The 14,032-nt window shown below is 61.6% G+C and carries 5 protein-coding genes and 3 tRNA genes; 7 read left to right on the forward strand and 1 reads right to left on the reverse strand.

Going from position 1 to position 14,032, the window contains the following annotated elements:
* Positions 1-46 precede the first annotated feature (46 nt).
* The 4 genes from ACTIE9_RS04855 (at position 47) to katG (ending at position 2,699) form a co-directional block, all read left to right on the forward strand.
* Positions 47-122, forward strand: a tRNA-Glu gene (locus tag ACTIE9_RS04855).
* A gap of 43 nt (positions 123-165) precedes the next feature.
* Positions 166-242: transfer RNA gene (locus tag ACTIE9_RS04860), tRNA-Asp, on the forward strand.
* 57 nt (positions 243-299) lie between these two features.
* A tRNA-Phe gene (locus ACTIE9_RS04865) sits at positions 300-375 on the forward strand.
* Between the two features lie 158 nt (positions 376-533).
* Complete coding sequence (gene katG, locus ACTIE9_RS04870) at positions 534-2,699, forward strand: catalase/peroxidase HPI (RefSeq protein ID WP_439564450.1); 2,166 nt, start codon at positions 534-536, stop codon at positions 2,697-2,699.
* A gap of 419 nt (positions 2,700-3,118) precedes the next feature.
* On the opposite strand, the gene ACTIE9_RS04875 is transcribed toward katG, so the two are convergent.
* Entirely contained in the window at positions 3,119-4,210 is a 1,092-nt protein-coding gene (locus ACTIE9_RS04875) for a DNA cytosine methyltransferase (RefSeq protein ID WP_439564451.1), read from the reverse strand.
* A gap of 70 nt (positions 4,211-4,280) precedes the next feature.
* Between ACTIE9_RS04875 and ACTIE9_RS04880 the strand changes: the two genes are divergently transcribed.
* The 3 genes from ACTIE9_RS04880 to drmB all read left to right on the forward strand — a co-directional run bounded on the left by ACTIE9_RS04880 (position 4,281) and on the right by drmB (position 13,983).
* Positions 4,281-9,074, forward strand: a complete 4,794-nt coding sequence (locus ACTIE9_RS04880; protein ID WP_439564452.1) for a sacsin N-terminal ATP-binding-like domain-containing protein — start codon at positions 4,281-4,283, stop codon at positions 9,072-9,074.
* A 188-nt stretch (positions 9,075-9,262) separates the two neighbouring features.
* Positions 9,263-12,193, forward strand: a complete 2,931-nt coding sequence (locus tag ACTIE9_RS04885; RefSeq protein WP_439564453.1) for a helicase-related protein — start codon at positions 9,263-9,265, stop codon at positions 12,191-12,193.
* On the forward strand, positions 12,190-13,983 hold the full coding sequence (drmB, locus tag ACTIE9_RS04890; RefSeq protein WP_439564454.1) for a DrmB family protein: 1,794 nt from the start codon (positions 12,190-12,192) through the stop codon (positions 13,981-13,983). The genes ACTIE9_RS04885 and drmB overlap by 4 nt, the downstream gene beginning before the upstream one ends.
* The last annotated feature ends 49 nt before the right edge of the window (positions 13,984-14,032 follow it).

Here is a 14,032-nt window from a genome sequence, read left to right on the forward strand (position 1 = left end):
CGACCCGTATGCTTGTGCCTCGGTTGCTCTGCGGCTCGCGCCTCCTGGCCCCATCGTTTAGTGGCCTAGGACACCGCCCTTTCACGGCGGCAGCACGGGTTCGAATCCCGTTGGGGTCACCAGCAGAGTTAGCTCGAACACAGCACCACACAACTGAATACGTATGGCCCTGTAGCGCAGTTGGTTAGCGCGCCGCCCTGTCACGGCGGAGGTCGCCGGTTCAAGTCCGGTCAGGGTCGCCACGGCGACGGGCCCTCTCTTCGGAGGGGGCTTGTTCCGTAGTGGGGCTCAGGCCCTGCGGCTCTGTAGCTCAGTTGGTAGAGCGCACGACTGAAAATCGTGAGGTCACGGGATCGACGCCCGTCGGAGCCACCACACAGCGTTCATCTCGCGGGCACCACGTTCGGGACGTACGGCCCAGGCGGCGCAGACGACCCGGCGGTAGCCTGGAGGGTGGGGGAAGCCCAGCCTCGGCATCGCTTTTTCGCGCCCTGTTCGGGCGGCGCCGGTGTCGACCAAAGAAAGAGGATCACATGACTGACGTCGCTGCCGGAACCTGCCCCGTTGTGCACGGTTCGCACACCTCTATGAAGAGCGGCCAGGAGTGGTGGCCGAACGCGCTCAACCTCGACATCTTGTCGCAGCACGACCGCAAGACGAACCCGCTCGGCGCCGACTTTGACTACCGCGAAGAGCTGAAGAAGCTCGACGTCGACGCCCTCGTGAACGACGTCAAAGAGCTGCTCGTCACGAGCCAGCCCTGGTGGCCGGCCGACTGGGGCCACTACGGCGGTCTCATGATCCGCATGGCCTGGCACTCGGCCGGCACCTACCGCATCGCCGACGGGCGCGGCGGTGGCGGCTCGGGCACGCAGCGCTTCTCGCCGCTCAACTCGTGGCCCGACAACGCGAACCTCGACAAGGCGCGTCGTCTGCTCTGGCCGATCAAGAAGAAGTACGGCAACCGCATCAGCTGGGCCGACCTGATGATCCTGGCCGGCACCCTCTCGTACGAGTCGATGGGCCACACGACCTTCGGCTTCGCCTTCGGCCGCGAAGACCTCTGGCACCCCGAGAAAGACACCTACTGGGGCAGCGAGAAAGAGTGGTTGGCGCCGAGCGATGAGCGCTACGGCAGCGTCGACGACCCCAGCACGATGGAGAACCCGCTCGCCGCCGTGCAGATGGGCCTCATCTACGTGAACCCGACCGGTGTCAACGGCGTGCCCGACCCGCTCAAGACTGCGGCTCACGTGCGCGAGACGTTCGCCCGCATGGCGATGAACGATGAAGAGACGGTCGCGCTCACCGCCGGCGGTCACACCGTCGGCCGCACGCACGGCAACGGCCGCGCCGAGAACCTCGGCCCCACGCCCGAGGGTGCCGACATCTCCGAGCAGGGCCTCGGCTGGAACAACCACGTCAGCCGCGGCATCGGCAAAGACACCGTGACGAGCGGCATCGAGGGCGCCTGGACGACGAACCCCACGCAGTGGGACAACGGCTACTTCCGCCTGCTGTTCACCTACGACTGGGAGCTCAAGAAGAGCCCCGCCGACGCGTGGCAGTGGGAGCCCATCGGCATCGCGGAGGAGGACAAGCCCTTCGACGTGGAGGGCATCGCCCGCCAGAACCCGATCATGACCGACGCCGACATGGCGATGATCAAAGACCCGATCTACCGCGAGATCTCTGAGCGCTTCTACGCCGACCCCGAGTACTTCAGCGAGGTCTTCGCCCGCGCGTGGTTCAAGCTGACCCACCGCGACATGGGCCCCCGCACCCGCTACGTGGGGCCGCTGCAGCCGACGGAAGACCTCATCTGGCAAGACCCGGTGCCGGCCGGGAAGGCCGACTACGACGTGGCGGCGGTCGCGGCGAGCATCCTGAACAGCGGCCTGTCGATGACCGACCTGGTGACGACCGCGTGGGATTCGGCGCGCACCTACCGCGACTCCGACAAGCGCGGTGGTGCGAACGGCGCGCGCATCCGGCTCGAGCCGCAGCGCGGCTGGCACGGCAACGAGCCGGAGCGTCTGAACCGCGTGCTCGCCGTCTACGAGGCCCTGTCGGCCGAGACCGGGGTCAGCGTGGCCGACCTGATCGTGCTGGGCGGCAATCTGGCGGTCGAGGATGCTGCGCAGAAGGCGGGCGTCGCGGTGAGCATCCCGTTCCACCCCGGGCGCGGTGACGCGAGCCCCGAGTGGACCGACGCCGACTCGTTCGAGCCGCTCGAGCCGATTCACGACGCCTTCCGCAACTACGTGAAGAAGGACTACACGGTGCCGGCGGAGGAGCTCATGCTCGACCGCGCGAGCCTCATGAACCTGACGCCGGTCGAGCTGACCTGCCTCGTCGGGGGCATGCGGATGCTCGGCACGAACTTCGGCGGCACGAGCCACGGCGTCTTCACCGACACTGTGGGTGCGCTCACGAACGACTTCTTCGTGACCCTCACCGACATGGCCTACGTGTGGGAGCCGGCCGGCTTCAACGCCTACAACCTGCGCGACCGCACGACCGGCCAGGTGCGCTACACGGCGACGCGCGCCGACCTCGTGTTCGGATCGAACTCGATCCTGCGCGCCTACGCCGAGGTCTACGCGCAAGACGACTCGAAGGAGAAGTTCGTGCACGACTTCGTCGCCGCCTGGACGAAGGTCATGAACGCCGACCGCTTCGACCTGGTGGCGAGCTAGCCGCCAGCGCGTCCTGCTGCGGGATGCTCAGGCCGGGGTCTCCACGGAGGCCCCGGCCCTTCCCATGCTGGGACATTTTCAGTTCATGCTGCTCGTCGTTAGGCTGCGGGAATTGCCAACAGGAATGAGTTCAGAGTCTTTGTCGTCGAGGCTCTTCGAACGCTCGGTGGATCCGCAACCGTGCTGGACGTGACCAAGCCCGTGTGGCAAGTGCACGAAGCCGACCTTCGCCAGTCCGGCGACCTCTTCTAAACCTGGCAGTACGACATCCGCTGGGCAGCGCAGTACCTGCGCAACAACGGGTTTCTGAAGTCGGTCAATCGCGACAGGAAGCACCCGTGGGAGCTGACCGACCTGGGCTGGAAAGTTGATCTCATGGCCTTGGCCTCAGCTGCGAAGGAGAAGCGAAAAGCCTCTAGCTAGAGCGCGGCGGCGAGAAGGCGCCCGATGGCCGCACCTAGCGGAATCGGTACTGCGTTTCCGATCTGACGAGCGATGTCGGTGCGTGACCCAACGAAGCGGTGTGTCGGGCTGAAGCCCTGGATGAGAGCGGCCTCGTAGTGAGTGATCGCCCGGTTCTCCTCCGGATGGATGTATCTCCCCTTCTCAGGCTTGAAGAACTCCGTTCGGATGGTGACCGATGGCTTGTCCCAGCGCAGTCTGCCCATGACGTCGCCAGAACCCGTCTTGTGCTTCACCCAGCAAGGTGCCATGAGCTCAGGGTACGGCTCTAGATCCCGACGATTGCCACCTTCAGGAATGACGGAGAACCGCTTGAGCGACAGGGGCGTGTAGTTCCTGCTCCAGTGCAGGTCGCGAGCAACGAATGATCCGGGGAAGACTCGGCCATTGAATTCGATCTGCCGCTGACCCAGGAGCTGATCTTGGTCGGGCTGTCGCGGCACATTGCGCAGCACATCTCGTACGGTCACCCACGGCTGCAAGCCGTCTTTCGAATCGGCGGCATGCGTCTTGACGAGAGCCCCCGGCGAACCGAGGTCTCGGTGGTGGCCGATCATCACCGTTCGACGGCGGGATTGGGCCGCACCGAAGTCTGCCGCGTTATAGACATCAGCGTGGAACGCATAGTCCTCGAGCTCGCCACCCGGTTCGGTCGCGGCGACGAACTGACCGAACTGGGGTGATTTCTTGAACTCGGCGACGTTCTCGACGACAAAGTACTTCGGCTGCGCGCGACGTATTGTCTCTGCGTACTCGCGCCAAAGTGCGTTCCGCTCATCCTCAACGTCACGTTTGCCGAGGCTCGAAAAGCCTTGGCATGGCGGACCTCCAACAATCACATCCACAGACGGCACATCGCCGCTAAGCCACTCACGAATGTCACCGACGAACACAAGATCTCGACCATGACTCGCCTCGTATGAAGCGGCTGCAGCGGCGTCCCATTCAACAGCGCCAACGGTCCGGAACCTTCTAGACGCTGCATGAAGACCGGACGACAATCCGCCCGCCCCGGCGAATAAGTCGAGAACTCGAATATCGCCAGCCATGGACCAACTCTAAGGGGAAGGTGCTTTGCGCGGCTCGCGCGACCCACAGGCATACGCCACCACTTCTGGGGTGCCCTCGTTTGTCGGACGCTCGGGATATGTTGAAGGAGAGTCGACGAATAATGAGGTTCAGTTGAGGGAGGCCGGCCCTTTGATGTGGCAGAAGTCTGATTCCGCGCTCGAGGCACAGGTGCTGGAACGCCAGCGGATCACGATTGAGAACTACCGTAACGACCCGGATCTCTTCGCCGAGCACGTAGGCATGGAGGACAACTTCCAGGCGGGCGGTTATGGCGAACGGCAGGTCGAGGAACTCCTGCAAAACGCCATCGACCAGTTGGGTTCACCAGGTCGGGTGGAGCTGCGACTAGCAGACGGGAACCTTTACTGCGCGAACGAGGGGACACCCTTCGCCTCCGAGGGCATCAGGGCCGTCACCGGCGCATTCTTGAGCTCAAAAGACGATGAGAAGATCGGGCGGTTCGGGCTTGGTTTCAAGTCCGTCTTGGGAGTGACGAATCAGCCGCAGATCCTCAGCACGACGATCTCATTCGGTTTCAATGAGCCTGAGGCGAATTCTCTCTTCGCGGACTTGCCATACGACACGGAGCGAGTACCTACGCTGCGGGTGCCGAGCGTAGTTGATCCCCATTTGATCGCTGCCTCTGACGCGAATGTGGCGGAACTGATGGGGTGGGCTTCCACGATCGTGAAGCTTCCACTTGCCCGCGGGGGGGAGAGGCTTCGACAGCGCCTAGAGGAGTTTGATGTCCGTTACCTGCTCTTCCCGGAAACTCTCGCCCAGGTTGACATAGTGCTGGCAGATGCCGGAGGGGAGCTTCGTCGACGAGTTCTTCGCAGGCAGACTGGAAAGAACCGTGCACTGGTAAAGCTCGAGTCCACGGGCGGAGAAACCTCCGAGTGGCGGGTGCTTCGAAGGGAACACCGGGTTTCTGAGGCCGTCGCAGGCGACCTTCCGGGCCTGTTCCGCCGTGACGAGGTGACGGTCTCCTATGCTCTCGAGATTGGCAAGTCCGGCGTCGGTGAGTTCTGGGCATGGTTTCCGCTACAGGACCAAACAACAGCTAGCGGCATTTTCAACGCTCCGTGGCAAGTCAACGACGATCGCACCTCGATGCTGCCCGGCAGCGCCCTGAACCGCGAGCTCCTTGGAGTCGCAGCGGAGCTCCTGATCGACGCGGCGCTACTCGAGTCCACTCCAGAGGACCCAGCACGACACTTCGATGTACTTCCTGCGCGTGGGCGGGAGACCCGATCGAATGCCGACAAGTTCCTGTCCGACCGCATCCCACAGATGGCCCGGAAACACGAGCTAATCCCCACCAGCAAAGGGGTACTGCGAGCACCATCCCGGGTTCGCGCGCCAATCGTCTCCGATCAGCCGAATCCGTTTGACCTCCCAGCAGAAGCCATCCAGCGATGGGCAGAGACCACGAAGGCAGACGATGCCCCGCACTGGAGCTGCTACAAGACGGCCACTCGACGAGCGCGACTCGCCCAACTTTTGCTCGACGAAGATGAACGCCCGGTATGCGCAGTCGTCAAGCCGATCGGCTGGCTTTCCGAGCTCGTCGAGAGTCGATCACTTGAGGGCGTGGACGCAGCACTGTCAATCTTCCTTCGACTGAAAGAGGAAAAGGAAGAGACCTGGAGACCGTTCCACGGAGCGATGGTGATCCCGCTCGAAGGGGGCAGCTTCGCCAGACTTGCCGACGCAGGGGCCACCTTGCTTCCCGTTTCCGGCACTGAGTCACCGGAAGGCGTAGCGCTTGTTGATTCCTACTTCGCGAGCGACGAGGGCGTTCGCGAGAAGTTGGAAGCGCTCGGGGTCAGAGAAGTCTCTGCGGACCAAGCTGCCCTAGCCACAGCGATGACCGCGGGCAGCGACTGGACTAACAAGGACTGGAGCCGATTCTGGAACATGCTCTCTCAAGTCAGCCAAGCTGGGGGGCGCTTGGTTTTCGAGGAGTTGCATTCACGTCAGGTCAAGGTGAAGGTCCCCACAGCCGCAGGGACGTGGCGGGAGGCAATCGACGTATTCCTGGACCCAACGATGGTGCCGGGACTGAAGTCACGCCAACCCAGTTTCAAGACAGCGGGAGGTCGCCGTGACCTTCTGGAGCTCGCGGGCTGCCTTGTCGAGCCGCTTTCGGACTACCCGGTACACCGAGAACACGCCTTCCAGCAGTACAAAGACAACATGCAGGCAGCGGTGCAGGCCCAGGTGCATACGGAGTATGGCCCTGGAACGGTAGCCCAAGTGGAGTTTGCCGATCCAATCGGTGCAGGCCCACTCGATGTTCTCTTCGAACTGGCCAAGAGCGAAGAGCCGCAAGCAGCTAGCGCTCGGGCCGAGTGGACGCGTCAGTTGATGCTGGCAATACCCTCACAAACGATCACGACGAAACTGCATCTCTCCGGTCAGCGAAAAGCCTCGAATGTAACAGTGACAGCGCCAGACCGATGGGTTGCGGAGTTCTTCGGGTTGATCGAGACGACTCTTGGCCCCAAACCTCCAGGCGCATCCCTCGCCGCGTCGCTTGCCGAGTACGGACAGTACCTCCCGGTAGCGCTGACACATCTGACCAGTTTGTTTCTGCTTCCGAGAGCCCTCAAGGAAGCTCCAAGTTCAGCGCTCTCTTTGGTCTTTACGCGTGACGACTACGCCGCGGGCAATCCCGAAGCCCTCGGGGAGATCCTTGCCGCGGCCTCTGCACGCAAGTCGTTTAGGCGTGCGAGCGAGATCCCAGCGTTCGACCCAAAGAGCCAACGGGTTCGCTTGACCCCAGCCCTTCAGGTCGTCCTCGCGACGACCGAAGAGATGGACGACCTCGGGTCGCATAGTCTTCGTTACCTTCCCTCCGGGCCGTGGGACGACGCATTGGTTAGCGTGTGGGGCATTCAGAGGGCATCTGAAGTGATCGCGAGAGCAATCGACTCGATACCCGTTGAGGACACAGTCCCGATTCTGGATGTCTACCCCAGTCTGCGAGAAGCAGTAGCCAGCTCGGTAGAGGAGTATCTCCTTCGCCGTTGTAGCCGGATCACGAGACGGACTACGAGTCCTTCTGGAGTCCGAGAACAGCGACTACCTGCGCACCTAGATGGGAAGACGGTTCTGGTGGACGCAGAACTCGATCCAGTTTCTGAGCTCACCCACTTGAGCGCTCTCTTGCGACTTGGGCTGACCGAGGCGGACGCAGAAAGAGTAATCGCGAGCGATGAGGCGCGCAGGCAAAGCAAGCTCGTGCAAGACGTACTCGCAGAGCCGTCTGAGGCCAAGAAGATCCTGCTTCTGGTGGGACGCGAAGAGCTAGTCGAGAACCTCCCCCATGGCCTCCTCGGGGTAATCGAACGACGTCAGGGTAAACAAGACGACCTTGCTGTCGCGGAACTCTTCATAACAACACGCGGCAATGATTCCCTGCGGTGGTTGAAGGAGCCTCTTTCAGAAGCGGGTCTAGCTGTACCTCGCGCGTGGGACGGCACAGCAGAGGCTGACCAGTTCGTAACCTCGCTTGGCTTTCCTCGCACTTACGCGGGCACCCGGGAGAAGAAGGCTGCGCCGACGGAGCTAGTCCCCGGAAGAGTCGATCTGAAGCCCCTGCACAGCTTCCAGGAGGAATTGCGCGACCAGATACGTGAGCTGGTCCTAATCCGGGACAAGGACGGCGATCACCGCCGTGGTCTTCTCTACCTCCCAACCGGAGCCGGCAAGACACGTGTGACGACGGAGTCAATTGTCGCGATGCTTCGAGACGAGGAGCTTGCATCCCCTGTCCTGTGGATCGCGCAATCTGAAGAGCTCTGTGAGCAAGCGATTCTGTCGTGGGCAGAGGTCTGGCGCGCGATCGGAGACGAACGCCCACTTGAGATCACCAGATACTGGGGCAACTATGAGGCCGACGAGTCCCTTCAAGAACTGCAGGTTGTAGTCGCGACTGACGCGAAGCTCGCATCGATGATCGACCGAGGAAGTCGAGCTCACGGTTGGTTGCAGGACTCGAAGCTCGTTGTTATCGACGAGGCACACACGGCGGGGTCACCGACCTACACGAAGATCCTGAGCTGGTTGGGCATCACCCGGGACGCCCGGGGGTCCTCGACCGCTCGCCCGCTCCTGGGACTGACCGCCACCCCGTACAGGGGAACGAACGTCGATGTGAACAAACAGTTCGTCGCGAGATTCGGAGAGCGACGCCTTAACGCACTACATCTCGATGACCCGATCGGTCAGCTTCGTGACATGCAAGTTCTTTCCAGGGTCGAGCATCAGTTGCTAGATGGAGTAATCGTCGATGACGCCCCGACCGAGGGCATCACCGGGGGACGAGCCTGGGACGACGTGTCACGCGCCACTCTGGCCAAGCTCGGAGAGAACCTTGACCGGACGCAGCAGCTCGTCGATCACATCATGCGGCAGGACCCAGAATGGCCGATTCTGGTGTTCACGCCGTCGGTGGTTTCCGCCCACGTCACGGCAGCGCTGATCAGAAGCCTTGGCAGAAACGCTGACGCCGTAGACGGTGAAATGCGAGGGCAGGAGCGGCGGCGCAAAATCGACGCATTCAAGGCAGGGGATACGAAGGTACTCGTGAACTGCGACCTACTGACACAGGGATTCGACGCCCCGAAGGTTCGAGCTCTTTACGTCGCTCGGCCGACGTTCTCGCCCAATCGCTACGTGCAGATGGTTGGTCGGGGGCTCCGCGGCCCCCTCAACGGTGGAACCGAGGAATGCCTGGTGGTGAATATGGTCGACACCTTCACCCAGTTCGACCGGAAGTTGGCGTTCACAGAATTCGACTACCTCTGGACCAAGAAGGGCGCGAAGAACAAGTGAGATCCGACGGTCAAGAAGCTTTCGTTGAGTACCTCCGCAAAAACTTCGTCGGTCCGCGGAGTGGAGACGACGAAGAAGTTGCGTCAAACCCGGTATACGCGTACTTGACGGGAATGCTCTTCCCGACTGAGGTGGGGGAAGGCCTCCCTCTAGAGACACTTGACGAGGACCTAAGTCCTAATGAATTCGTGCTCGCAGGCGAGGCCGATCAGGGGTTCCCCGACGACGGCGATCACGACCAGGATGACATCGGCAACCTGACCGCGGCCTCCGGGTGGACGCCGTCCTCCATGGGCTTGTCCTTCATGCATGACGCCCCCGAGCTCGTCGTCAGCGTCAAAGGCGCTGCGTACGAACGGCAGCTCGAGCGAGACGACCAGGCTCCGGGCACTGGAGAGGGCCTGTGGCGCCGAGTGGCGTTCGGGGAGCAGTCTGTCATCATCGCGGCGTCAACCAGTGGGCAGGAGGACATCTGGGGAGGCCGCGCGAGGCTGCAGTGGCGGTCAAGGCCGGGCAAATTCGCTGAGATCGTGACGGTTTCACTCTCGAACGCAGTGCAGGTTCCGCTCGGTCGCGCAAAGAAAGAAGTGGAAAGCGTGCTCTTCCAATGCGGATTCGATGTTGAGTCTGTCGGCGGGGTGATCCAGCCTTACCCAGGAGATGTAGTGGTGAATGCCACGCCGGAGGATCGCGAACTCGAGTACCGCTTTCGCAACCACCTGAGCTACGCAATCGGACACGGTGTCGCTGCCACCTGGCCAGAGAGCCTGCCTGTGACGCAGATCTCTACAGACTCCCTGCCTTCTGAGGCTGTGCCGCGAGTCAAGCCTCGAGAAGCATCGGGTGATGCGCTGAGAATGGCATGGCTTGCAGACCGGAAAATGCCGCCGGCCGTTCTGACAGACGGGCTTTCCGGTTTCATTTCGGAATACGAGCGATGGGTATCCGATAGGCGGGCGGAGGGGGAGGCGGCGGGCAAGTACCGCGAGGTGGCCCTTGGTCTTGTCGGCCGGATGGATCAGGCAACCAGGCGAATGCGTGAAGGCGTCCTTCTGCTCGGGAGCGATCCAACGGTTCGCGAGGCGTTTCAATTGGCAAACATGGCCATGAGGCTGCAGAGCACGCGGGGCACGGCGGTGCCGTCCGAAAAGGAACCCTCTTGGCGGCCATTCCAGCTGGCCTTCATCCTCATGGCCTTGGCCTCAACCGCTAGGGACGACCATGACGACCGCGATCTTGTTGACCTCATCTGGTTCCCAACGGGTGGCGGGAAGACTGAGGCCTACCTCGGCCTCGCAGCGTTCGAAATGATCCGACGCCGCCTGCAGGACGGACCGGCTGGCGGCGGCACCGCTGTCATCACTCGCTACACGATGCGTCTGCTTACGGCCCAACAATTCCAACGAACGGCGCGGCTCATCTGCGCTCTTGAGTTGTTGCGAGGCGACGGCACCTTGCCCTCATCCACGCCGCACTTCAGCGTCGGCCTGTTGCTAGGAGGAACGACAACTCCGAATGACTTCAAGGCCGCAGAGGGCTTGTTGGCAGAGGTGCGAGGACAACTCAGCCCACAGAATCCGTTTCAGGTACGCGCTTGCCCATGGTGCGAGACGCAGCTCATGCCCGAGCGGAAATCGCAGCGGGATGATGCCTACGGATTCCGAGCGACATCCAGGAGCTTCACGATCAACTGCGTCAACAACCAGTGTGCATTCCATGCCGGTCTGCCGATGCAAGTCGTGGACGAGGCAATCTTCAAGTCGCCCCCAACCATCGTGGTCGCGACAGTGGACAAGTTCGCGCGCCTAGCCTGGATTCCCAGTGGGGGGTCGATTTTCGGGGTCAGTGGCTCGACCTTCAACCCGCCGTCACTCGTCATCCAAGACGAGCTCCACCTGATATCCGGGCCGCTAGGCACAATCGTCGGGATCTACGAGGCGGCGATTCAATCACTACTCAAATGGCGCGGGACTTCTCCCAAGATCGTGGCTTCAACCGCAACCATCCGATCGGCAAACGAGCAGGTTCGCGGGCTGATGGCCTCCAAAGTGGAGGTCTTTCCGCCGAGTGGCCTGGACGCTGACGACAACTACTTCGCGGAACTCGACAAGGAGGGACCCGGACGTCTCTACGTCGGCATCTTGCCTCAGGCATTCGCTCCAGCTTGGGCAATCGGTCAAACCGCTGGCAGACTCCTAGCGGCCCCCACCGCGATTCCGTCCTTGTCGAAGGCTGAACGAGACGCCTACTGGACGCTGGTGGCATATCACAACAGCCTCCGCGAACTCGGTCGGACAATTACGATCCTCCGCGATGACGTTCGAACGATGTTGGAGCGGGAAGAGTCATCGAACCCTGACGGTCGAAGCATCGGAACCGAGGGCATCGAGGAACTCACTAGCAACGTCGATTCCCACGAGCTCGTCAAGATCCTTGAGCGGCTCAGCATTTCGGAAGGCTCCGCTGAAGTCATCGACGCGATCGCAGCCACCAATATCCTTTCGGTCGGAATCGACATTGACCGACTCGGGCTCATGCTGGTCAACGGTCAACCCAAGACAACGGCGGAGTACATCCAGGCCACAAGCCGTGTCGGACGAGCGGGAGTGCCCGGGATCATCTTGACGCTGTATCGCTCCGGAAAGGCGCGTGATCGATCCACATTCGAGGGCTTCCGCACCTTCCACGATTCCTTCTACAGGTTCGTGGAGCCGACCTCGGTGACCCCGTGGGCTTTCCAGGCACGCCAACGCGCACTGCGGGCAGCGCTCGTGATCTTGATTCGTCACGCGGCTGGATACAGCAAGAACGACGATGCAGCTGCGTTCGAGGAGACATCTGTGTTCGTTCAGAAGGCGATCGGCATGCTGATGGATCACATTCGTCTCGCAGACAAGCGCGAAGCGCCAACAATCGAACTCGAGCTTCGCCGAGCAGTAGCTGATTGGAGCACCCGCGCCAAGAGCAGTGCTGGGGACCTCAAGTACCAGGGATCCAAGAACACGGATGATCGTCTACTGAAGACCTTCGGCGACAGCGGCCAAGGGTGGCCAACCATGCACTCCATGCGGTCAGTTGAACGCGGAGTGCGTCTTCGCCCCCGAGGAGAGAAAGCGTGAGCAAGAGAATCCTTCAGCTCGGTGTAGCCAAGTTGATTGCGCCGTTCGGGCCGGGTGCAGTGGTCGATATCCTCGGCGAGTCATTCATGACGTTGACGGCTGACAAGTGGCCGAAGCGAACCCTGCTTGAGCCCGTTGACTGTCTTCGGCTTTCGTCACGACTCGGCGTTCAACGGTTCTACGCCCCCCCATCAGCCGATGGCATCGAGAACTCGAATGCACTGAGCATTCCTGTGATTAGGTACCCCGCGTGGCTCTTCTGTCAGACCTGTCGACGGATGATTCGGTGGACCAACAAACTCGAGAGTGGAACGGCCCCAGAATGTCCAAGCGATTCCGGTCGCCTTGTCCCGATGCGTTTCGTGGTGGCTTGTCGGGAACGCAGTCACTCAGCTGACGTGCCATGGCCCGAGTGGCTCCATCGGGCTCCGGGAGCGACCGTCGAGTGCAAAGAAACCGGTTCCTTGAGATTCCGCCCGATCGAAGGCGGGTCTCCCGGCCTTTCTGGCCTCGAAATCGCGTGCGATGCATGCAGAAGCCGAAGGACGCTGGGCGATCTGCGCGGAGACGTACTCCTTCGCGAGGGGCTCTCGTGTCACGGGACCCAACCCTGGGAGTCGACATGGAGGACCTGCGAGAGCCCACTCGAGGTCCTGCAGCGCGGAGCCACTAGCTTCCACTATGCGGAAACCGAGGCCGCAATCGATATCCCCGACGTATCGGCGTCGACCCTTGACGTTGAAGACAGGATACGTACGAACACGTTCTACCTTGCCCTGAGAAGTACGCCACCAGATGATCCCTTTGCGTCTCAGATGGCACAACGCATCGCCGATGAGCTTGACGTCTCAGTCGACTTGGTACTCAGCGTCGTCCGCCGGGATCTGGGTGGCGATGAAGACGGTTTGCCGGTCAGAAGCGCGATCTTGGGCGAGGAGTTCGCTGCGTTCCGCGCGGCCGAGAATGATGACGCTGATGAAGAGAACTTCAAGACTCGAGCGCAAAGCTTCGACCAGGAGTCTGTTGACGTAGTTGAGAGGGCCTTGGCTGAACTGATTGACAGCATCATCCTGGTCGATCGACTACGAGAGGTACGCGCAAGCCTCGGCTTCAAGCGTTACCGGCCAGACTCTGACCTGATTGACGCGGTAACCCACGACGGATCCGAAGCAAAATGGCTACCTGCCTATGAAGGTTTCGGCGAGGGGGTCTTCCTCCGGTTCAACGCGGCCGCGTTAGACACGTGGGCCAGCACCCCAGGCGCTCAGGCGCGGTCAACTCTACTGTCGGCGAAGTTCGATGCGTCGGGGTTCTCTAAGCGGCTTCACCCATTCTCAATTGGGTACGTGGCCCTGCATTCTTTCGCCCATGCCCTTCTCCGTGAGTTCGCATTCTCTTCGGGCTATCCCGCTGCGTCTCTGCATGAGCGGATCTACTGTGAGGCGTCAGGAGACTACGGTGTATTCATCTATACAACGTCGAGTGATCCCGAAGGCACGCTGGGCGGACTCGTCCGCGAAGGAGAGCTTGATCGCCTCGGGAGCAGCCTCGCCCGTGCGGCGGAACAGCTGAGTTGGTGTTCAAACGATCCTGTCTGCAGTGAGTCTCAACCGCAGAACCTCGACGGATTGAACATTGCCGCTTGCCACTCGTGCCTGCTTACGTCAGAGACTTCGTGCGATGGCTTCAACCTGCTACTCGACCGGGTGATGCTGGTTGGCTCTCCGGATGGTGAAGTGACCGGCTTGCTGGAGGATTTGTTGCAGGCGATTTCAGAATCCACCTACTGACTCCCACCACTCACATGTCAACCGATGTGTCTGTTGCGACCCGTGTCCC

Origin of the sequence: Microcella sp. (genome assembly GCF_051860105.1) — a bacterium.
Lineage (GTDB): Bacteria > Actinomycetota > Actinomycetes > Actinomycetales > Microbacteriaceae > Microcella.

What these genes read in the sequence shown, in the direction of transcription:
- katG (WP_439564450.1), top strand. Translation starts at nt 534, where the DNA reads ATGACTGACGTCGCTGCCGGAACCTGCCCCGTTGTGCACGGTTCGCAC.
- ACTIE9_RS04875 (WP_439564451.1), bottom strand. Translation starts at nt 4,210, where the DNA reads ATGGCTGGCGATATTCGAGTTCTCGACTTATTCGCCGGGGCGGGCGGA.